The organism is Levilactobacillus fuyuanensis (assembly GCF_003946395.1).
Lineage (GTDB): Bacteria > Bacillota > Bacilli > Lactobacillales > Lactobacillaceae > Levilactobacillus > Levilactobacillus fuyuanensis.
Window position 1 is genome coordinate 136,691 of record NZ_RHNZ01000007.1, and the last position, 22,390, is coordinate 159,080.

Below are 22,390 nucleotides of genomic sequence, written 5' to 3' on the forward strand. Positions count from 1 at the left end.
CACTTTTCAATTTACTTTAATTGGCTGTCGGTGTGCTTCTGGTCCAAGTTTAGGGCACTGGCATCAACCACCGTTTGGACTTGGCTGGCAACTTGTTTCGTGGTGGCCCGCTTTAAGTGGATCTTCATGGGTTGAATCGTCGCAACCGGCCGTGAGTCCAACTGCACTGTCGTCCGAACGGCTGGGGCCGTCGTATTGGTCGTTGTCACCGTGGCGGCGGAAGCACCTGCGGATGTTGCTAATAAAGTCGTTACAGTCATGGCACCCAGCATTACTTTAGTCATCATTGATTTAATTTTAGTCATTTTAACCACTCCTCAGTTAGTTGTTTTGGCTTATCGCTTTCGATGTATTAGTTATACCATCCGGTCAGGTCATTAATCTTTAAGCTTCGTTAAGGTTAAAATATGAATTTCTTATTTTTGCCACGGCATCGTGTGGTATCATGCCTATAAACCACGTCACAGCAAGGAGTATCGCTTAAATATGAAAAATAAGATTTTACTAGTCGAGGATGAAGAAGGCCTCGCTAGTTATGTTGCCAAGGAACTGACCTTTGAAGATTTCGACGTCCTGACCGCTGCCGACGGGGAAGCCGCCTGGGAAATTTATCAAGAAGAGAAGGATGACCTCCTCTTAGTTCTACTGGACTGGATGCTACCGAAGATGGATGGTATGCAGGTGCTCCGTCGCATTCGCAAGCACGACAACCTTCCCGTAATCATGATGACGGCTCGCGATTACCTCGGCGATAAGGTCACCGGCCTCGACACCGGTGCCGACGATTACATTACGAAACCGTTTGAGATAGAAGAACTGTTGGCCCGCATTCGGGTGATTCAGCGGCGAACAGCTCACCAGAGTGGCCTCGACCAGACCTATCACCTGCAAGACCTGACGCTGGTCACCAAGACCCGGCAAGTCGACCGCGGTGGCCAAACGATTCAGTTGACTCAACGCGAATACGATTTGCTACTCTTCCTACTACAGCACCCGGGCCAAGTCTTTACCCGCGATGAACTCCTCGACAACGTCTGGGGCGTCGACTTTCTCGGCCAACAGAACGTGGTCGATGTCTACATCGGTTATTTGCGGAATAAAATTGACGTTGGCGACGCCCCCCACCTTTTCCATACCATTCGGGGCGTCGGCTACAGTCTTAAAGAGGAGGATGACAATGACGGCTAAGCAACCCCGGACTTACGCGGATATTATCCGCCATTCATTTACCAGCCTGCTCCTCACGATTGGCATCGTCATTGTGCTAACCGTCAGCGTAACCCTAGCCGTGGATCAATTGCTGCGGGCACAGAACCAAGCCGAGCAACTGAGTGCCAGCCTTCAAACCTCACAGGTCACGAACTTTCAAGACTGGCTGGCCATCAATCGCTCGAGTGGACTTAACTCCCATAACACATTTGTCTTCATCAAAAACGCAAACGGCTCGACCACCTCACTGCTCCCTCACGGCAACACGCTGGCCAACGCCAGCACTTGGTCCGTTCCATTTACCCATCTGACCTACTTTAAGGGTCTAGGACTCTTCTTCGCGGAAACGCTGAAAGCGGGCGGGCACACGTATCACCTCTACATTGGCATGCACGTATTAGTCGGCAACCTTCACGTCTTGATTGCCGTGCTGATCATCGCCATCGGCTTTAGCCTCCTGATTGGGCTCTTCTTCGTACGACGTCTGGCCAAACGAATCAGTGCACCCACGATTCAGCTAGCTCAGGCAGCGCAACAGGCCGCAGCCAATCCCGAGGTGACGCAGACGGAACTGCCCCAACCACAGGAACCCGTTGAAATTTCTCAGCTGGCCAAGGACTTTAACCAACTGTTGGCCGCACAAAACGGGCGCTTGCAACGTGAACGGCAGTTTATTTCCGATGCTTCCCATGAGCTACGAACCCCCATCGCGACGATTCGAGGGAACCTCAAGTTAATCGAGCGTCGCGGAGACAAGCACCCCGAGGTCATCCCCGAGTCACTGGGCTTCATTGACCAGGAATCATTACGGATGCAGCATCTGATTGAAAATCTCCTGCATCTGTCACGAGCCGATCGCGCTGAGGTGGCCTTACAACCGCTGGACATCGCTCAGCTGACGCAGGGTGTCGTCACCCACTACCAGCCCCTCATCACCCAACCACTGACCTTCACTGGCCCTGACGAACCGGCAATGGCGTTAGGCGACACCGACATGCTTCATCAGATATTAACGGCACTCTTGGATAACGCCCACAAGTATTCACCCGCGGATCAGCCCATAGCCGTGACCGTCGCACAAGCTAACGGTCAGGTCACACTGACTGTGGCCGATCAAGGAACCGGAATCCCTGTGACCGACCGCGAGCATATCTTCGAACGCTTCTATCGCGTCGATGCCTCCCGTTCCAGTAAAATTGAAGGCAGTGGTCTAGGACTAGCCATCGTGTCACAGCTGGTCCAGCTGAATAAAGGGTCTATCTCAGTGAACGATAACGCCCCGCACGGTACCAAGTTCACTGTGACCTTACAGACCTCTGACTAATTGGTTTAAACAGGCAGCTGTGATTGACAGAAATTGCGACTGCCACAGATTGACCCACTGTTAGATATTAAAATCAATCAAGAATACAATTCCAAGATTTAGTTTTCTTAGTGGTGAATAATTAGCTTAGCCGGAGGAGGTCAGAGATGGCGTCTGCCGTGACGGCGGTGTTAGACCGGGAGATTTTTCCCGGTCCTACAGCGCGGGACGCGTTTGGAAACTCGCACGAACTTAGCGAGGTTTCAAACCGAACCGGAAGCCCGCTTCTCAGGCTGCAGGCGGTCCCCATGGCAGACAGAATCTCTGACAGCCGCAGGCGACAAAAATCCACTAACTAGAAAACTAAGAAATTCTCAGACAAAACTTAACTTAAATCAAGGACTTCCGCTACCTTCTCCAGGTATACTGGGTTCATCAAGTGAAAGGAAGCGGAGAATTATGCTGATAGATGACAACCCAAAGATTAAAACGATTACTCCCGCCCAGATTACGAAGGTGTTCTACCCTTACGTCATCGCCAAGACGGAAGCCGGGAGTTACGTCAACATTAAGTTAAGCGACCAGGAGCGCAAGGATCCCCTCTTTTGGGAATCGATTGCCAACATTGCGAAGGCCAAGCTATGGGTCCCAATTGGCGAAAAATTCCACCAGTTGCTGGCCTACGACTGGACGTACTCAGCAGCCTACTAAGCCCATTTTGTCAGGTTTAGACACAACTATTTAATCCTAAAAATAATATAGCATGATACGACTGCGTTTAACCGTTCCAGTGAGAACGGAACCAGCCGTTTTTTATTTCTGATAATTAACGACCAGGATGTCCGCCCTCAATTGCTTGATATACCTGTCTTTCAGCCTTAAATGACACAAAAAACAACCCCAAGTCGAACGTCCATTCGTTGACCTGGGGTTATTTATCTGTCAGAATCGGAAGACCGCTTCCGATTCAAGCACAACTGTTAAATTTTCCAGAGAAACACCATAAGCTTACCGTGGCATTGGCTTACGAAGAATCTCAGCTTTTTTCCGTAACTGAGCACGTGTCTGGCTGACCAAAATGTCGGTTGGGTGGGCGATGCGACCGTCCAGAGAACCCCCAAAACTTGCCACACAGAAACTAACGAATCCCCAGGCTGACGGTGACCAGTACCCAAAGTAGGGTGCTACCGCCGCCATCATGACGAAGAAACCGATGCTGATCAAACCGCCAAATCCTTGGCGCCCAAACCGATTAAAATATGGATATTGCCGAGTAAACAGATAGTCGACAAGTAGAATCGCAACCATCGTGCCCATTGCAATGTGTTTAACGGACACTTGATCGATAAAAATCACGGGACTCATCATCAGCATCAACATCATTAAAAACCAAAATGAATGAAAACCATACCGCCAGTCATACCGCATTCCGGTCGCCTCACTTTCAATCTACACAATCGCATCTTCGTTAAGTGAAGTGTAGCATGGGGTTAATAAAATTAGGTTAACTCGCGGTCGCTATGGTAAAGCCAATAGCAATACTAACGCGTGCTCGTTGGACGGGACAGCTTGAAAGCCATTAGCATACTCAACAGTGCCAACGTGCCCGTAACGACCAGCACCAGCAGGGCCCACTGCGACCCCATCGCCGTCTTCACGGCTGTACTGCCCTGACCGCTCGCCTGACTGGTGGAGATAATCATGGAAACAATGGCGGTCCCGAGGGCGCCAGCAAACTGTTGCATGGCGTTCATGAGCGCATTTCCATCGGCCTTCAAGTCACCACGCAATTGCTTCAAACCTGCCGTCATGATGTTCCCAAATCCCATTCCGATACCGACCATGTAGGCAATGTAAAGACTCAGGACGGCCCAGACTGGCAACTGACGGGCAAACACAGTCATCACAAGCAACGTGACCGTCACAATGCTCAGGCCCAAAATAATCGGTTTCTTTGCACCAAATCGGTCGAGAATCTGCCCCCCGATCGGTGAAAATGCAGCTCCAATTACGGCACCCGGCAAGACGACTAAACCGGCGATGAAAGCGGTTTGTTTATCAACCAATTGTAGGTAATTTGGCAAGATGAAGGATAGGCCCAACGCTGTCGTTTGTAAGAGAAAGAACGCCGCTAAGTGCCAGGCAAATGCAGAATTTTTCACCGTATCTAGATTAATCAGCGGATGTTCCACGTGGTTGGAACGGAACACAAATCCTAGGAGGCCCACAATCCCAACGATCCAGGCCCCCAGAACAGACCAACTCAACAGCGGTTGACTGCCCAGTGAACTGAACCCATAGATCAGGCCACCAAAGGTTGCAATGACCGTCAACATACTCAACCCATCAAATTTTTCGTGAACGATGGGTGAAACTTGTTGAATGGTTTTGAGTCCTACGAAAAACGACACAATCAGAAACGGCAGCAAGATCCAGAAAATATACCGCCAATTCAGATTGGTCACGAGGATTCCCCCATACGTCGGGCCGATTGCCGGCCCAATGGCAGTAATCAGCGTTCCAACCCCCGTCATCATACCGATTCGACTCAATGGGACCTGTTCCAAGATAATATTAAACATCAAGGGTAACGCAATCCCGGTTCCCAACGCTTGGATTGCCCGCCCAACTAGCAGCCAAACAAACGCTGGTGCTAGAGCATCAACTAACAACCCTGTAATGAAAAGCAGGTTTGCTGCCACGAAGAGTTGTTTCATTTTAAAGCGTCGTTTCAGAAATGATGAAACAGGCACGATGCAAGCCACAATCAACAGGTACAACGTTGTCATCCACTGGACCGTTCCAGTAGTCACACCGAATTGTTTCATTAAAGTGGGAAAAGTGATATTCATCGCCGTTTCAATGATGACCCCACTCAGAGACATCAGCCCCGTCGCCAGGACGGCCCCGATTACCCGTGGTTCAATTTTTTCAGTTGCCATTTACTTACTCCCTTTCTCTGGGGCCTTGCCCCACCGCGTCACGTTCTCTAGCGCATGACGAAATGCCACGGCCTCCTGTGTCGTTAAGCCAGCCACCATGAGGGCATCCTGTTGTTCCAGATGCGCCGTCACAATGGGGACCAATTGCTGTCCTTGCGCCGTTAGCTTGAGTTGCCGCTTACGACTATCGCTGGTTGCCACGACCCGCGTCACCAGTCCATGTTCCACCATCCGCTTGATTAGGACTGAGGCCGTGGAGCGCTGAACGTGAAATTCCCGTTCCACGTCAACCTGGAAGGTATCAACGCCTCCGCGACGACCGAGGAAGTCGATCACCGACATCTGCATCCCCGTCAACCCATATGACCGGGCGAATTCGTTCATTTCAAGGTTCATCTGGTGCTCGGCATCTCGGAGCCAAGCGCCCAATCTTCTTTCAGGCAATGGAATCATCCCTTCTTTGTTAGTCAGCTAACAATTTTAGGCTGATTAACCGGCAATTTCAAGTGTCATTTCAGGAAAAAACTTGAACGGCCAAAAAAAGTCGTTCCAAATCAACAACTGACTTGGAACGACTCTCGTTTTCTAAAGTCTTAAATTAAAGGTTATCGCCCTTGGCACGTAACAGTTCACCTAAAGCGGGTTGCTGCTGAACATCAATATGGTTTTCCTTGGCGTAAGCATCGACAGTCTCTTGGCCGTAGAGCTTGGCATCAAGTGGCATGAAGGCCGTCCCAATTGGGTCATCGTCCTTGATCACGGCGTTGACCACGATTGGCTTCTTGTTACCCTTAGCCTGAAGATCCTTGATCTGATCGAAGACCTTTTCGACTTCGGCATTGTTAGTAACGGTAAAGCCGATACCACCTAAGCCTTCGGCGACCTTTGCCCAGTCGGCATCGGTCAAATCAACCCCATACAGGTGTTGTTTCGTGTCGACCTGTTCGCGGTAAATGAACCCGAAACGCCGGTTACTGAAGACGACGTTGATGACGGGCAATTCGTAACGCGCTTCCGTGATAATATCAGGAGCGACCATCGCAAAACCACCATCGCCGGAGAACGACCACGCTTGCCCCTCTGGAACACTCAAGGCCCCGGCCATTCCGGCTGGTAACCCGTAGCCCATCGTGGCAAACAGTCCGGATAAGACGAACCGTTGCTGCTTGTTCATTGGTAAGCCCCGAACGGACCACTCCGAAACGTTCCCGGTGTCGACCCCGTAAGTATCCTTAGGGCCTACCATGGAAGCAACCTTCTTCGTGACGGCTTCAGGTGCTAGGCCATTGCTGTCATCATCGGCTAACTGAGACAACCACTTGTTCCAGTTCTGCTTGTTAAGGCGGTTGGCCTTGAGCCACTCTGTTTTAGGCAACGTTTCGCCCGTGGCAATCATGGCTTGCAGGTAACTCTTGGCATCACTGATCACGGCGTAGTCAACGGGTACCATCTTCCCAATATCAAAGGAATTGTCGTTAACTTGGATAATCTTGATATTCTTTGGCCAGAACTGGGCAAATGGGAACTCGGACCCTAAGAACAGAATCAAGTCGGTGTGTTGGAGCGCTTCAAAGCCAGACTTAGAACCCAAACGGCCAAACGTCCCAATGGCATTCGGATGGTCGGTTGGAATCACACCCGTGGCTGGTACAGTATTGATAACGGGCACGCTGAACTGCTCGCTAAATTTAACCAGCTCATCACGAGCGCCTAACAAGCCTCGGCCAGCATAGATCAGAGGATGCTTAGCGGCCTTCAGCAGTTCTAAGGTCGCCGTTACCGCCTTAGGATCGATCGTTTGCGTAAACGTGTTGGAGACGGTGTTTGGCGTCTTCACTGGTTCGTAGTCGATTTCGGTCGATGACAAATCTTCAGGAATAATGACCACGGCTGGGCCCTTTTGCCGGTAGGCTTCTCGAATCGCTTGGTTAACCACATAAGGCAGTTGTTCCGCGGTCGTCGCTGTCCGATTGTAAACGGCAACGTCGGCAAACATCGGCGTTTCATCCATTTCCTGGAAGTAATTCGTGTTCATCGTCGCTGTTGGGACTTGCCCAACCAGCGCCAACATTGGCACGTGATCCATCTTGGCATCGTAAAGTCCGTTGAACAGGTGGGTGGCGCCGGGTCCGGCGGAACCAAAGGCTACACCGACTTTCCCAGTGTACTTAGCATCGGCAGCTGCTGCTAATGCCCCAACCTCTTCGTGCCGTACCTGAATATATTGAATCTTATCCTTTTCCAGATACAAGCCTTCAACGGTATGATTAATCGATCCCCCAGGAATCCCATACAGGTGATCGACACCCCATGCTTCCAAAACCTTTACCAATGCTTGACCCGCAATCATTTTTGTCATTTGAATCGCGCTCCTTTGATGAGGTGTCGCCAAAGAAAAGCACCCCGAAATCATTGATTGGTAACATCATAGTCCGTTTCAGGAGGAAATACCAGTATTTCTGCTTACTTTTTGTTAGTGAAAATAATCACTTAGGCTGCTGACCGAACAAACGCCTTAGTTTCCCGGACTGACGGTAAATAAAGCGCATTCAAAAGATTACAAACTCATGAGATACCATGAAAAGGAACAAGCCAATTAGCGCCAGCTTATCTTTCAGTATTTTCCGCAAATTTTAGGCAAAGAAAGAGCCTAGGAAAATCCCAGGCTCTTGTGCTACTCAATCATATATGGCTGAAACGTGCGCCAAAAGACAGCCGGTTCCGCTTAAAACTCCTAACCAAACAATCCAAGTTCGGGATTATTCGGTTAGCAGCCTTAATGCTCGCCAGCTAACCGCCTTTTGTCCCACTCTCCATATGCCATCATTATGTTTACCAGAAATGCCGGTGTTTCAGCATCAGTGCAACCCATACCATAACCCCGAGCATAATTGCCACGGTGATTAGCCACGAGATGCTCCCCTGATTGGCCAGCGGCAACTTCACGTTCATCCCGTAAAAACCGGTCACAATCGTTGGAATCGTGAGGACCAGTGACCAAATCGTTAAGAACTTCATCGTATCGTTCAGGTTGTTATTCAGCACGTTATTAAATGTGCTTGAGATGCGATCGACAACATCAGCTTCAATCGATGTCATTTCAGAGGTCTGGCGCGCTTCGATCACGGCATCATCCAGCCGTTCCTGGTTGGTGTCGGAAAGTTGCCGGCCAAATGGTGTATTGCTTAAATTGACCGCCATCATGGCGTTGTTGCGCGTGGCACTGACAAAGTAAGCCAGGCTCTGCTGCAGGTTAGACAACGCAATCAGGTCCTTGTTATCTGGCGACTTGTTAAGCTGCTTATCCAGACGATTCTGTTCCGCATTGATCTTGCGAATCGGCGCTAAAAATTGGTCGAATAGGATAAACATCCCAACTAACAACAATTCATTTGTATCGTAAGTCTGGTCCAGCTTTAGCCGCTCCTCCAGCAGTGTATTGGCCCAGTGGGTATTCTTCGTGGTGATGGAAAAAATATAATTTCCTTTCAATAGGAATGTCACCGGCCGGGTAATGTAGCGCTGGGATACCTGATCAACGACCACTGGCACATGCAAAACAAACAATTGTGAATTTAAAAAGTCATCACGGTCATAGTGAGACCGTTCGTTTTCATCGGTCACATACGTTAAAATTTCATCGGTTAGGCCATATTTAACCTTCAGGGTCTCTCGGTCGGCTTCTTCCTCAACCATGGTCATGACCCATACCAGGTCCTGATCCTTCGCCCCAATCTTCTTTTCAACTATCATGGTCTCCGCTCCCTCATACAAGCAATGCCCCTAGTGTACCACGTCGCCTTTACCCGCGCTGAAAAAAGTCATTTTTGAAAAGGTACCAGTTCATCCGCCAAACAGCAGTCCGCCATAAAAGCCGTCGTTCCAGACCCCACGCCCGGAACAACGGCCCCAATCACTAAACCATAACTTAGTTGGTACTCTCTAGACTGGCAGCATATGCCGTCTCTTGCTTGATGACCCGTGCACGTTCCTTCTTGTTGTACCAAGGTGAAACAGTGAAAGCCAACACGTCGTTGATCAGGTAAACGGAACTGTTGATAAACATTGCCAGCGTTGCGGACCCTTGCCGAAACGAGATGAACCACAGAACCATCTGAGCCAGACCCGATGCGATCCACCAGATGTACTGGTTGTTGAACCGTAAGAAACAGATGATACCGGCCGTTAAGCTAATAGCAAAACTGATAGCATCGATCCATGGCCGCGGATCGTCCGTAAAGGCACCAATGGCCCATCCGGAGATCAAATAAACAGCAACCGTGGAAACTAAGGCAATTGCCCAACTCTTACCGTTGAATCTTCGAATCTTAGAAGCCATATTAACGTTCCAGCTTGCGCTCAGCAGAACCGGAATATCTAAAGTGAGCACGTACGATAGCTGCTCAAAAATACTTAAATAGTTCTTAGCAGCGAAACCCGTAACGATGAAGCAAATCGCAGACAACACACCTAGCCACCCATTAACTGACTTTGCCGCGTTGATTGCCAGAACACACAGCACACCCAGCGTGGTCCCGATAAATGTCAGTACCGTCAGTAGCGTTATCTGCTGGCCGACCAAGGTCATGACTTGGCACCCAAGGCTAAAGAAAAATAAATAATAATTCTGTTGGGGCCAGCCCTTCAGTTGGTGAGATAAAAATTGAATATAGTGCTTCATGTTAATGCGCTCCCTCATGTTTTATTAACCACATATAGTATCTTTCTCGCCGACGAGGTGGCTGCATCACACAATATATTGTGTTGCTCGTTTTGAACAACAGGTTTGATTATAGCACGCAATTTTCTCTGTAACGGCTAGAATTTCAAATTTGTTTCATGACATTACAGCTGTCGGAAAACGGTTACATGCCCGTCAGGCGTCCTGTGAAACAAGATTCTATAACATATCGGCATTGCACACTTTTTACAGTTTGAGGGAAAAAGGCCAAATAAAAAAGATCAGTCGTGAACGACTGATCCGTTTAAAGAAAAATTTAAAGGTCTTTACTCTTCTGGTGTTTCCGGTGTTAACTGTGCCGTAGCCGACGCTAACATCTGAGTCAGCTCGCCTACCGTCAATTGACTACCCTCTGTAGAAAGGGGCGTCTCACTCATGATTTTTGCTGATTTTACCAGCAAATCATGGCACATCATCTCCAGCTCTTCACCACTCGTCGTTAACGACAACGGCCGTACCCGACGATCAGAAGATTGATAACTCTGTAGCACGTAACCGCGCCGAATCAGCTGTGAGATTCCACGCGAAACAGCTGCCCGAGAGATCCCCCGACTGTCAGCAACCGTGGCTGACGTCAGCTTACCAGGATTCTCTAAAATATGGTGCAGAATCGCATACTGATCCACCGAAATCCCCATGGCTCGTTGGAACCGCGTTGCTGATTTCTCCAATTCTCGCTTTAATTCCATGTAAGATTCGAAAAAACTTTCCGCATGTACGACCTTACTCTTTCCCATAGTATTCATCATATCCTTATCTTTTACTTACTAACCGCTAAGATAATTAACACGATTAGCAATACGCAAAATGGTTGACCCCATAGAAATATCTATACATTTAATAATAAAGAACAATCTCATGAAATGCAAGTGGCTTTCACTAATTTGTCGAAAAGTTTATGGTTTAAACTACTCTAACAACGATTTCGACTAATGATTAACAGCTAAAGCACTCTATGCAATTGATTGTATACAAAAGGCGGCCGCGTTTTCACCCGGACCGCCCCGCTTTCAATCTCACTCTAGTTTTCGTAAATGGTATAGCCGGGCTTCCCAAGGTTGGATCTGCGTCTCATCCGAAGCGGCATCGACCCGCATATTGGTAACGATCATCTCGCTCGGATTTAAATCAAACTCTTGAGTAGTTGCAGCTTCATTGCTCATATTCACAACAATCAACCAATTATCACCATTATAGGTTCGGCGATAAACATATAATTGGTCATCTTTAGTATCAATCAATTCATAACGGCCCTTTTGTAACGTCGGTACCGTCTTTTTCAGCTGAATCAACTGGCGATAGAACGTGAAGACCGAGTAAGGATCATGACTTTCACGTTCCACGTTGATTCGTTCCACGACTTGCGTTGGTTGAATCCACGGCTGATGCTCGGAGAAACCACCGTTGGGTTCATCATTCCAGGGAAACGGTGTCCGCGCATTGTCCCGGCTCTTGGCAGCCAATTGTTCCAAAATCTTTGACTCTGAAACACCCTTGGCACGCTGACTCCGATAATAGAGGCGACTGTCTAAGTCACGATAATCATCAATGCTGTCGAACCGAGCGTTGGGTAGTCCCAACTCTTGGCCCTGATAGATAAACGGCGTACCTTTCATCAACAAGTACCACAATCCCAAAGCCTTGGCAGAACGACGGCGATAATCCACCGGGTTCCCATAATATGAAACGGCACGCGGTAAATCATGATTCTCAATAAACAGCGCGTTCCAGCCCTTGTCGGCCAGTGCTAACTGCCAGCGCGTCAGGTTCTGGCGCAAGGCTGCAATCGGTAGCTTGGGCTCCGCATTCTCCCAGTAATGCACGTGGTCGAATTCCAACAGAAGGTCAAAGAACCCCGTGTCAGGATCCAGCCAGCGTTGCGCCGTCGGCATATCGATGCCACCCGCCTCACCAATGGTAAATAAATGATTGCGCTGCAGGACTGGCTTCAGATCGGCCAAGTAGGTGGTGACCCCCGTAAAGTCCCGGTAATAGTCCGTCCGGGGCGCGGCCACATCGGCGAAATCGGCTTGTTTCTTCAGGTGGGTGACCCCATCTAACCGGAAACCATCGACACCGCGGTCGGCCCACCATTGGATAATGTCACTCATCTCGCGGCGCACAGCTGGATTCTCCCAGTTCAGATCCGGTTGCTTCCGAGCAAAGGTATGCAAGTACGCCGCTTGACTTGCGGCGTGGTAGGTCCACGCCGAGCCACCAAAGACCGATTCCCAATTGTTCGGTGCCACGTCCAGCGTGGTCGGTTGCCAAATATAGTAATCGTGATAGGTACTGGTCGGGTCGGCTAAAGCCGCCTTGAACCACGGGTGGTCGCTCGACGTATGGTTAAGCGCCAGGTCGATTACGATCTTAATATCGGCCGCATGGAGTGCCGCAACGAGTCGGTCAAAATCAGCCAATGTCCCGAACTGTGGGGCCACGCCGCGATATTTCATCACGTCATAGCCATTATCCACGTCGCCTGACGGATAGAACGAAGAGACCCAGACAAAGTCGACTCGCAAGGTTTTCAGGTAGTCGATCTGCTGCTGAATACCAGCAAGATCTCCGATACCATCGTTATTCGTATCTAAGAAACTCTGCGGATAAATCTGATATCCGACTGCGTGTTGCCACCACTGTGCGTCGCCCATGACTCTCTTCCTTCCGTAACCAAACTTGTGCAACCGATTGTTATTGGTAAATACCAATCCTGCATTCGCTTTCATTGTAACAATAATTATCCGGTTTGTCGGCCTCTTTTGCAAGTTTTATGCCTATCTTAAAAAAAGTCCGGCCCCCGAACATTTCTGTCGGTGACCGGACACAATTTTCAAATTTGATTATTGGATAATCAGAAGCATTTTCACCCCATGTTTCGGGCGTTCAAGCTACCTTAATCAATCTTACGTTTAGGATTCAACAGGTTCATCGGATCAAAGAGCGTCTTGATCTGATGTTGCAGCTGATCGACGGTTTCACCCAACTCGGGATTGTTCCATTGGTTTTTCAGCATTCCCACGGCGTGTTCTCCGGAGATCGTTCCCCCGAGTTCCAATGTCTTCCAGAAGGTCTGTCGTAACGCTTCAATAATGACTTCTGGGACTTCATCAACGTCCTTGTCCCACACGAAGGTTGGGTGCACGTTACCATCTCCGGCATGACCAGCCGTGTAGATCGTAATGCCCAATTTCTTCCCGAGGTCCTGCAGATAATCCATCATTGGGGCCAGCTTGGACAGGGGCATTGCCATATCTTCCATCAGGTGATTCCGACCGGCAAAGACGGCGGGTAACATATCCCGACGCAACTGTTCCAAATCAGCTTCTTCTGTTTCATCCGTAGTAACGGTCACGTTCTGCCCGTGATACTTATCCAGCAAGTCACGGACGACCTGAACATTCTCGGGACTGCCACCTTCTAGCCGGAAAATTAGCATAGCGCCACTGTTGTCGGCATAGTGGGTTTTTTCGTATTTATCCAGTGCCACCACGGTATTGCCGTCCAAAGCTTCCAGCATCGTTGGATAGACCCCGGACATTCGGATAGCCGTGACACCTTGTGCCAACGCCGTCATATCGTCGAAGAAGGCCACGCCCATGACGGATTGGCCCAGCGGAATCGGCATTAATTTTACAGTGATTTCGTAAATGATGCCCAAGGTTCCCTCGGAACCGACGAAGAGCTGGGTCAGATCATACCCAAAGGCCTGCTTCAACGTCCGGCCACCAAGCTTAACGACCCGACCATCGGCCAGTACGGCCTTCAAGCCCAGCACATTATCCTTGGTTGCACCATAGCGCACGGTGCTCATCCCACCGGCATTAGTGGAGACATTCCCACCAATTGATGAGAATGGCTTAGAACCAGGATCTGGGGCGTAGAACAGTCCCTGCTTACGGGCCTCCTTGTCCAAATCGCCATTGACGACCCCGGGTTCAACAACGGCCACGGAATCTTCCTTACTGATTTCCAGAATCTGATTCATCTTGCGCGTGGACAAGATAATTGCCCCCGTCAGACCGTCGGACCCAATCACCGTGCTACTAAAGGTGGTTTGCGGAATCACGGCGATATGGAACTTCCGCGCTGTCCGCAAGACACCTTGAATATCTTCAACGTTGGCAACCTCGACAAACGCCCGCGCTAAGCCCGTTTCACCACCAGTTGCATTGGGATTGAAGGATTGCTTGCGCAACGTGGCTTCATCCGTGGCAACCGTTCCCGTCTTTACCTGAGACTTTAAATAGGCCAAAATCTCATCGTCAGAATAGGCACTAAACACTGTCATCACAAAGACCTCTTTTATTTTTGAATTACTCATTGGTCATTTTAACAGTATATCCATCCAATTACCTCACCAACATCTTGAATTTTGTTGCAATTACAACTAAATCGTCGTATACTCATTTTTATCATGAAATGAGGTGCATCAGCTTGGCAGAGGTTTTACGTCCGATTGGCACTGTCGCCCGGGCACTCGATAGCATCAGTAACATTGAGTTCAAGGCGCTCGACCTGAATCGCGGCCAGTATCTATACCTGGTTCGGGTGGCCGAATCGCCGGGAATTATTCTGGAACGACTCGCCGTGATTGTCCGGGTCGACAAGACCACCGCGGCCCGTGCCATTCAGAAGCTGGAGAAGAACGGTATCTTGGAACGCCGCCCTAGCCCGACTGATAAGAAACAGAAACAGATTTTTCTCACAGCAAAGGGCCAGGCCCTCTACCCCATCATCAAACGCGAGAATGCCTATTCCAACGCCACCGCACTCAAAGGATTCACACCAGCTGAACGCGACCAACTCGCCACTTATCTGAAACGGGTGGAAGCCAATATTAATTCCGACTGGATTAAAGTGAAACACGGCGAACACCGTGACTACTGAAAGGATTGTCGATCAATGAAAAATACCACCATCACTCCCGTAACCCCCGCCGACCTAGAACAACTCCGGAACGTCAGCATTGAAACCTTTACCGCAACCTTTGGGGCCGTCAATACCCCTGAGAACCTCAATGCTTATCTGGAACACGACCTCAGCCGCGAACAACTCAGTCAAGAGCTCGTCGACCCAACCGCCGCCTTCTACTTTCTTCAAGTCGATGGCGAACTCGCCGGCTACGGCAAGCTCCTCCACCACGCAACCGATATTGAAATTCAACGGGTCTACGTGCGCGAAGGCTTCCAGCACCACGGCCTCGGTCGCCAATTTCTCGAGTTCACCGAACAGGTGGCTCGCGATGCCGGCCTGCCCAAGGTGATCCTAGGGGTCTGGGAACACAACGACAACGCTTTAGCCTTCTACAAATTCATGGGCTATCACCGTTACGGCGCCCACACATTCAAGCTGGGTGATGATCCTCAGACCGACTACCTGATGGAAAAATCCCTGTAAGCTTGTTTCAACCTGGAACATACGAAAAGGCCTGGAAAAATTCCAGGCCTTTTATTGTGCCACTTTATATGATCGAAACGTGCGCCAAAAGGCAGACAGTTCCGCTTAAAACTGATAACCAAACAATCCAAGCCCGGGATTATTCGGTTATCAGCCTTAATGCTCGCTGGCTAACCACCTTTTGTCCCACTCTTTCCTACGTTTAGGCCAGCCGCACAAACTGCTTATTTTCCAACCGGTACTGGTGGTCACAACGGGCCGCCACATCAGGTTCGTGGGTCACGATGATCACACATTTTTGCTGCTCGTGCGCGATGCGTTGGAACTGATCGATGACTTCTTTCGTATTATCCTCATCCAGATTTCCAGTCGGCTCATCGGCCACGACAAGCTTGGCATCGCAACACATGGTCCGGGCAATGGCCACCCGTTGCTGCTGCCCGCCGGAGAGCCGCTGAACGTTTCTCGTGATGAGGTCATCCCCAATCCCCAGATCGTTGAGTACCCGCTGCGCATAGCCCCGATCCCCGGCATGACTGGCATCCGTGATGGCCATCGCTGTCAGGAGATTGTTCAACGGGGACATGTAATTAAACAGGTTGTATGCCTGAAACACAATGGCAACGTCATGGCGCCGATAGTTGGTCAGACCAATCTGTTTCAGCGACCGGTCATTGAGAAAAATATCGCCTTCGCGTGGCTTATCTAGCCCAGCAATCAACGAGAGGAACGTCGTCTTCCCGGTCCCACTGTGGCCAAGAATCGCGTAGGATTGGCCCTCTTCGAATTCGAGATTGATATCTTGAAACAGGGGTTGTTCTTTATCCTGGTACCAATAACCCAGGCCTTCAGTTCTTAACATCTGCGTCCCTCCTTAGGAAATCAGTATCTTCTTCGGTTCCAGTCTGAGAATGCCACCGGAGGCAATCATGATTGACAGGAACGTAATGGCCAAACCAAAGCCACCTAGTTCTGCCAGGTCGACGGCGCTCACGGCAATTTCCAGATCAGGGTTCTTCGTCTTAGCACTGCTGGTCGTGCTGCCAGGACCACCGGCCCCGCCACGCATGCCACTACCGCCGCTACCGCCAGGTTGACCACCGCCACCAGGTTGGCTAGACGTACCGCTACTGGTCGTCTGCGTTGTAGTACTCTGTGAGACCAGTTGTGATCCCAATTGATTCCCCACAAATTTGCCACCAACACCGGCAATTGCTAGGGCAATCACGATGACCATCAACATTTCCGTAAAGAATTGGGCGACGATCTTCCAGCGCGCTTCACCCAGAGACAGCAGCACACCGATTTCAAATCGCCGTTCGCGAATCATCAGGATAACAATTAGGGCCAGAATAATCGTACCGGCAATCGCCACCAACCAAACGATCTTGTTGGCAAAGCCTTCCACGTTGTTCATCGAGGCCTTAATCGATTGGTAGCTAGAATCATCGGTACTCAGAGAATACTTACTGCTGATCAACTTATTACCGGCCTTCTTGGTCGCACTCGCCTTGGCAGGGTTCGTCACGTTAAACGTCACTGAATCGGCCGTTCCCGCATACTTGCTACCCTTAATCGTGTTGGCCAGGGTGTATGATGCATAGATCGTATTGGCAGGATCGGTGCTCATTGGCCCCGCGCTGGCCGAGCTGGTCGAACTGGCCTTGTAAATTCCGACAACCTTCACCTTGAGGGTGCTCTTGGACCCCGTCGTCTCCTTGATGGTCATGGTATCGCCAACCGTCAGATTATTTTGACTCGCCAGTTCCTTTTCGATCACGACATTGTTGGTTCCCTTGTCAGACGCCTTGATACCGCGCCCTTTGGTAATCTTGCTCTGGCTGTCAGTAAAGTCCGTCGTCAATGCCGTCGACGTGACCCCATCAATCTGGGTATCGCCGGATGAACTGCTCGTGGACTTCATGCCGCCAGGACCGCCACTGCTGTTACCGCCCATCCCCGTACTGGTCGAGACCGTATCGTAGGATTTCGCATTCGCCGTAGTACTGCTGGTCACATTGTAGTTCTTGATGTTGCTGAGCTTCGCGATACTCTTGGCATCACTCAACTTAACCGGCGTCAGTGTCAGCTTGGGCCGACTGGACTTCGAAGAGCTACTGGAACTACTGCTCTGCATCTTCTTAAATGCCGCCTGCCGGTTGGCCGACAGCGTCATCGTTGCACCAGCATCCGTCTTGGCGGTCTCCGTTGCCTTGACCGCCGCACTTCTAATCAGTAGACCTGCTAACACAAACATGAGAATGGCGGACGAGACCAGGATCAGTAAGACTGACCGGCCCTTCTTCGCCCACACATTTAACCAGGCCCGTTTGAAAAAATTCATTCGAGTCGCCTCCATTTCATAACATGTCCTGATTATGGCAAAGCTGGCTTATCGCAAACCTAAAGTGCTGGGGTTTACAGTATTAACTGATAGCACTCAGTCCACCCCAAAACGGCGGCATCCCGCAGGACACCGCCGTTTGTGACTAATTTATTTGTTAATCATGGTGTTAATAAACTGTTAAGGCTCACCCAGCTTATCTTCCGGTGGGAAGACGTCCGGGTAAAGCGCTGAGTATTCCTGATACCATTGAAAGGCGGTGGTCACCAGTACCTTTAGCACGGCGAATCCTGGCACCCCAAAGATCACACCGACTAAACCAAACATCTTCCCGGCCGCTAACAGCACGAAGACGATGGTGATCGGATGCATGGCCAAGCTGTTCCCCATGATGAGGGGCGACAGAACCTGCGTTTCCAGGACCCATTCAATCAGGTAGACGATGACGACCCCTAGCAACATTGACGGACTCGTGATGGCCCCGATAATCAGTGCCGGAATCAAAGCGATGGCCGACCCAAAGTAAGGGATTAGGTTGAGGGGCCCCGCCAATAGCCCGATCAACAGGGCGTAACGCAAGCCAATGATGGAATAACCCGTGGTAAAGATGATCAGCACGCACAGTGCCACGGTCAATTGCCCACGAACGTAGGAACTAACCTTGACGTTCATCTGGTCTAACATAACTATAAAACGCTCCCGGTAGGCTGTGGGCACGACCTGACTCACGTAATGGGGGAAGCGCGAGCCGTCCTTCAGCATGAAGAACAGGACCAATGGCGCCGTAATAATCGTGATGACCCAATCACTGACGGTCGTCACGACATTCCCAATCGAGGTCAGCGTCCCGGTCAACAGGTTCAAGCCCCGCTTAGAAAAGTACGTGGTCACTCGCTGGTTGACTTGATCCAGATTATCAGTGGATATCCAGTGGTGAACCTGATTGAGATGATTCAACTTCACTAGCATATCGTTGGCAAACTGAGGTAACGTGCTCACGGCCCCAGCCGCTTGCTTAGCGAGAAACGGAATCAAATTGAGAAAAATCAGGACGATGGCCCCAACGGCCACCAACATGGCAATCGTGATCGCCAATCCCTGGCGAATATGTAGTCGCCGTTCCATCAAGTGAACGAACGGATCTAACACATAGAACAGAATCCCCGCCACCACGATGGCTGGCATGGTAATGCTGGCAAACTTCCAAATCGGATCCAAAAGCCCAGCGTTTTGAACAATTTCGTTAACAACTAACAATAAAAGAAAAATATTTAATAGCAAAATCGTGATGTGATTATTCAAGAAACGCTGGTAGAACCAGGAAAATCCCGATTCCGGTTGACGCAAATTCTTCAAGCTGACCCCTCCCTGCTGTGTTTTCTCTCCTAGTGTACGGCGGAACGGCACCGTTGACTAGTCCAGACGCTTGGGTTTTGGTAAAAATCATCGCTCGGTGTTTTCCATTCGCCTGCGGCAGTCAGGAATTTCGCCTGCTGTGGACCGGTCCAAGCCTGAGAAGTGGTCTTGGACCTCGACTTGAAGCCGCAAAGACCAGCGTCTCCAAGCTCGTCCTATGACCTAACCTGACAAAACTCGTCAGCTAAGGTCATCGTCACGGCCGGCTACATCCCTGACTGCCTCCGGCTATAAAATGATACACGCCATGATTTTCACCACATCTAGCTACTTCCTGATTGATTGCAAACTAAAACGGTTGTCTCCCCTACTGTGAGGTTCAGACAACCGTTTGTAATAGCCCGTTCGTTTGTTAAATTTGACCAACAGCATGGATCATTTAATCTATCTCAGCCGCAGGACTGGTGAAAATGGGCTCAGCCGTGGGAATTCTCTTTGCGGCGACCTTGGCCGCTTAGAGAATTGGTGACCCTGAGACTTGGTTCATAGGCTCAGGGTCAAGTCGAAAGACCGCTCTGTGACTTTCAGCGCCCGCCCACAGCGTTCCAGTCCATTTTCACCAGTCTGGAGGCGCTGTAGAGATTAAATTGATCGATGCTAATCTGCGTCTTGGGCTAATTTAACCGTGCTGGCCGCTGTCTTGCCACTGACCGTGTAGAGTTGCTTACCGTTCTGCCAGCTGACCGAATTGGCCTCGTCCTTTTCAGTACCACTGTAGACCGTAATAGCCCCGGTATCGGCTGATTTGGGTAGGCTGGACGACGTGATCTGCTTGTTGACTTGCTTGGCAAACTGCGTTGGCGTTCCGGTCTCGTCGGCGTTGCTGGCAACCGCCGTGACCGACCAGTCGCCCTTGTTCCAGTGCACGTAGGTGTGACCCATGACACCTTGAACCACTGCGGTCGTGCTCCCGTTCAGTTTGACCCTAGCACCCTCGGTATTGGTACCCACATAATCCACTTGATTCTCTGCGCTATTGGCGGACCCGTACGTCTTCTTTTGCAGGGTCGCGGATTGGTCACCCGTGCCTTTATCAGCGTATTTGACTGTGTAATTCTGTTTCGTGCCGCTGGTACTATCGGCGGTTAATTTTGTACTGTCGGCGGTCACCGTGCTAGGCGCAGTTGTCTGACTCACACTGCCGACGTCATTGGCAGCGTGCATCTCGATAACCGTCCCGGATCCCAACGTGATGGCTGCTATGGCTACCGTAACTGCGGTAATGATCTTTGTTTTCCGTTGCATATTTATTCAGCTTCTTTCGTGATTTATTCCGTAACGTAACTCTTCAAAGCCGTGACGTATTTGCCATTGCTCAGGACGAAGTACCGTGACCCGGTAGACCGCTTCTTAACGGCAGTCACCTTCAGCTTGGTTCCCTTAGAGACGGCCGTTGACCGACTAGACTTGGCAAACGAAGACTTCTTGTATTCGTAGACTTTCTTCTTGGTCTTAATCGTCTTGGTAGAGCTCAGGGATTCATAGTAGGCCGGCGTCATAAACTGCACGTTAGCGGATAAATACCCGAGACTTGTCTTGACCCGATAGGACTTACCACTCGGCGCCTTGACCAGCTTACCGGCCACCGTGTCACCGGATACGTAGTAGCTTCCCGTCTTCTTGGTGAGACCAGAATCTGAATAAAGATTCAACTTGTGCTTTAACGTATAGGAGCCGTGTTGCCCTACAAAATAACCCGTACCGTCCTGTGAAAGGACCCACTTGCCTAGATCACTGATGTATAGGGCTTGTTTGGATTTCGACTGAGTCAGGCTCTTGACCTTAGAGATCTTGTAGAATTTCTGCCGGTCGGCCTGAGCAATCTTAGTGCCATCTGCATATTTAGAGGCATTGTTATGTAGATAAATATGCTGACCCGCTTTATACCCACTGTACGCGTAGGTCACGCTCGATAACGCTGTCGACACACTATCCGTCCACCAATTGATGGGGTGAACCGACGTAACCGCCTTGCTGTTATCGGTGTATTCACTCAACGCCGACAAGTAATTGTGATCGGTATACTGCCACAAAGCATATGAAATCGTTGGCGTATAAGAATAGTTGGCGATCCACTGCGCATCAAAGCTCTGCCGCGCCGTGTTAGCATATGAGGTCGCAAACGATTGATACGAATAGAAAACTAAGTTCTTACCTGTCAGCGACCGCATCTCATCGTACCACGCCTTGACCGCAGCATTCGTGGTTCCCGAGGTCACATCATTTTCTTCAAAGTCTAAAGCATAGAATGACGCGTTCTTATTCGAACGATTATAGAAATCCTTGGCTTCTTGCTTGGCACTGGCCGCACTGGTAAACCGAGCGTAGTCGTATTCCCCAAATGGAATGCCATACTTCACGTACAGCGCCGTGTTATTGGTGGCATACAGGTCTTGGTAGGACGACCCGTATTGCCGTCGGTTAATCACAAAGGAAACCTGACTCTTCAAATTTGAAACCTGACTCGCCGTTAATTTTCCCTGCCACTCGGAAATATCCGGAATGGCTAACGTACTGGCATTGGCAACGGTCTGCTCGCCCCACGCAATCCCAATCAAGGCACTAGTGGCCACGACCAACTGCGCTAACCGCTTGGCCCAACGATGCTTGTTCGACATACTTGGCACTTCCCTACTTAAAATTTGGTGTGCCCTACTCCTTTAGAAATCGGCGTTTAACTCCCCGCGCCACAACTCCCCTTTGCTTGCTGCTCACCACCTCATTTTTTAAGCTCTTACTAACAGTAACTGAAAAAAATGTGCGTTCGATAACAAGGGGATTGCAGTTTCATTACCTGACTTTACAATTATATTTATTACAGGAACGCCGTTAAACCAACGACAGTCGACATTTATTTGTAGCAAAATCGTTGGCATTCTCAACCGTTAAAATCTAACGAATACTTAGTTTGTGAAGGATGCCGAAAGCTTCTAAAGCTGGAAAGTGACTCGGTACTTTCGCGTGGTGATTGCATTTGGGTAAAGTTCGTCTTTTATAAGCCATTTGATATTATGCCGACTCACAAGCAATCAGTC

General features: G+C 49.9%; 20 protein-coding genes. 5 read left to right on the forward strand and 15 right to left on the reverse strand.

Annotation, left to right across the window (positions count from 1 at the left end; translation table 11 throughout):
• Positions 1–11: 11 nt before the first annotated feature.
• Positions 12–305, reverse strand: a complete 294-nt coding sequence (locus EKM73_RS05260) for a hypothetical protein (RefSeq protein WP_125700931.1) — start codon at positions 303–305, stop codon at positions 12–14.
• A gap of 181 nt (positions 306–486) precedes the next feature.
• Between EKM73_RS05260 and EKM73_RS05265 the strand changes: the two genes are divergently transcribed.
• The 3 genes from EKM73_RS05265 to EKM73_RS05275 all read left to right on the forward strand — a co-directional run bounded on the left by EKM73_RS05265 (position 487) and on the right by EKM73_RS05275 (position 3,223).
• Complete coding sequence (locus tag EKM73_RS05265; protein ID WP_125700932.1) at positions 487–1,188, forward strand: response regulator transcription factor; 702 nt, start codon at positions 487–489, stop codon at positions 1,186–1,188.
• The gene (locus EKM73_RS05270; protein ID WP_125700933.1) at positions 1,178–2,533 is read left to right on the forward strand and encodes a sensor histidine kinase; all 1,356 of its coding nucleotides are present in this window, start codon (positions 1,178–1,180) and stop codon (positions 2,531–2,533) included. The genes EKM73_RS05265 and EKM73_RS05270 overlap by 11 nt, the downstream gene beginning before the upstream one ends.
• 438 nt (positions 2,534–2,971) lie before the next feature.
• Entirely contained in the window at positions 2,972–3,223 is a 252-nt protein-coding gene (locus EKM73_RS05275; protein WP_125700934.1) for a hypothetical protein, read from the forward strand.
• Between the two features lie 297 nt (positions 3,224–3,520).
• Here the strand turns inward: EKM73_RS05275 and EKM73_RS05280 are convergent, their stop codons facing one another.
• From EKM73_RS05280 to EKM73_RS05320, 9 genes are all read right to left on the reverse strand, one after another.
• Positions 3,521–3,940 (reverse strand): hypothetical protein, encoded by a 420-nt coding sequence (locus EKM73_RS05280; protein ID WP_125700935.1) that lies wholly within the window; start codon positions 3,938–3,940, stop codon positions 3,521–3,523.
• Positions 3,941–4,053: 113 nt separating this feature from the next.
• The gene (locus tag EKM73_RS05285) at positions 4,054–5,454 is read right to left on the reverse strand and encodes a DHA2 family efflux MFS transporter permease subunit (protein WP_125700936.1); all 1,401 of its coding nucleotides are present in this window, start codon (positions 5,452–5,454) and stop codon (positions 4,054–4,056) included.
• Complete coding sequence (locus EKM73_RS05290; protein WP_164508868.1) at positions 5,455–5,898, reverse strand: MarR family winged helix-turn-helix transcriptional regulator; 444 nt, start codon at positions 5,896–5,898, stop codon at positions 5,455–5,457.
• Positions 5,899–6,052: 154 nt separating this feature from the next.
• Positions 6,053–7,813, reverse strand: a complete 1,761-nt coding sequence (gene spxB / locus EKM73_RS05295; protein WP_125700938.1) for a pyruvate oxidase — start codon at positions 7,811–7,813, stop codon at positions 6,053–6,055.
• A gap of 473 nt (positions 7,814–8,286) precedes the next feature.
• Positions 8,287–9,207, reverse strand: a complete 921-nt coding sequence (locus EKM73_RS05300; RefSeq protein WP_125700939.1) for a magnesium transporter CorA family protein — start codon at positions 9,205–9,207, stop codon at positions 8,287–8,289.
• Positions 9,208–9,382: 175 nt separating this feature from the next.
• Entirely contained in the window at positions 9,383–10,135 is a 753-nt protein-coding gene (gene pnuC, locus EKM73_RS05305) for a nicotinamide riboside transporter PnuC (protein WP_164508869.1), read from the reverse strand.
• 326 nt (positions 10,136–10,461) lie between these two features.
• Positions 10,462–10,884 (reverse strand): MarR family winged helix-turn-helix transcriptional regulator, encoded by a 423-nt coding sequence (locus EKM73_RS05310; protein ID WP_225421302.1) that lies wholly within the window; start codon positions 10,882–10,884, stop codon positions 10,462–10,464.
• A 327-nt stretch (positions 10,885–11,211) separates the two neighbouring features.
• Complete coding sequence (locus EKM73_RS05315; RefSeq protein WP_225421304.1) at positions 11,212–12,924, reverse strand: glycoside hydrolase family 13 protein; 1,713 nt, start codon at positions 12,922–12,924, stop codon at positions 11,212–11,214.
• Positions 12,925–13,091: 167 nt separating this feature from the next.
• On the reverse strand, positions 13,092–14,486 hold the full coding sequence (locus EKM73_RS05320; RefSeq protein WP_125700942.1) for an FAD-binding oxidoreductase: 1,395 nt from the start codon (positions 14,484–14,486) through the stop codon (positions 13,092–13,094).
• A 146-nt stretch (positions 14,487–14,632) separates the two neighbouring features.
• Between EKM73_RS05320 and EKM73_RS05325 the strand changes: the two genes are divergently transcribed.
• Both EKM73_RS05325 and EKM73_RS05330 read left to right on the forward strand, forming a co-directional pair.
• Positions 14,633–15,085: a MarR family winged helix-turn-helix transcriptional regulator gene (locus tag EKM73_RS05325; protein WP_125700943.1), complete on the forward strand. Its 453-nt coding sequence runs from the start codon at positions 14,633–14,635 to the stop codon at positions 15,083–15,085.
• 15 nt (positions 15,086–15,100) lie between these two features.
• The gene (locus EKM73_RS05330; protein ID WP_125700944.1) at positions 15,101–15,595 is read left to right on the forward strand and encodes a GNAT family N-acetyltransferase; all 495 of its coding nucleotides are present in this window, start codon (positions 15,101–15,103) and stop codon (positions 15,593–15,595) included.
• 202 nt (positions 15,596–15,797) lie between these two features.
• Here the strand turns inward: EKM73_RS05330 and EKM73_RS05335 are convergent, their stop codons facing one another.
• The 5 genes from EKM73_RS05335 to EKM73_RS05355 form a co-directional block, all read right to left on the reverse strand.
• Positions 15,798–16,457, reverse strand: a complete 660-nt coding sequence (locus tag EKM73_RS05335) for an ABC transporter ATP-binding protein (RefSeq protein ID WP_125700945.1) — start codon at positions 16,455–16,457, stop codon at positions 15,798–15,800.
• Positions 16,458–16,469: 12 nt separating this feature from the next.
• Positions 16,470–17,939, reverse strand: coding sequence for an ABC transporter permease (locus tag EKM73_RS05340; protein ID WP_125700946.1), 1,470 nt, complete (start codon positions 17,937–17,939; stop codon positions 16,470–16,472).
• Between the two features lie 180 nt (positions 17,940–18,119).
• Positions 18,120–19,295: an AI-2E family transporter gene (locus EKM73_RS05345; protein WP_125700947.1), complete on the reverse strand. Its 1,176-nt coding sequence runs from the start codon at positions 19,293–19,295 to the stop codon at positions 18,120–18,122.
• 657 nt (positions 19,296–19,952) lie between these two features.
• Entirely contained in the window at positions 19,953–20,600 is a 648-nt protein-coding gene (locus EKM73_RS05350; protein WP_125700948.1) for a hypothetical protein, read from the reverse strand.
• Positions 20,601–20,623: 23 nt separating this feature from the next.
• Entirely contained in the window at positions 20,624–21,973 is a 1,350-nt protein-coding gene (locus tag EKM73_RS05355) for a GH25 family lysozyme (RefSeq protein ID WP_125700949.1), read from the reverse strand.
• Positions 21,974–22,390 lie beyond the last annotated feature (417 nt).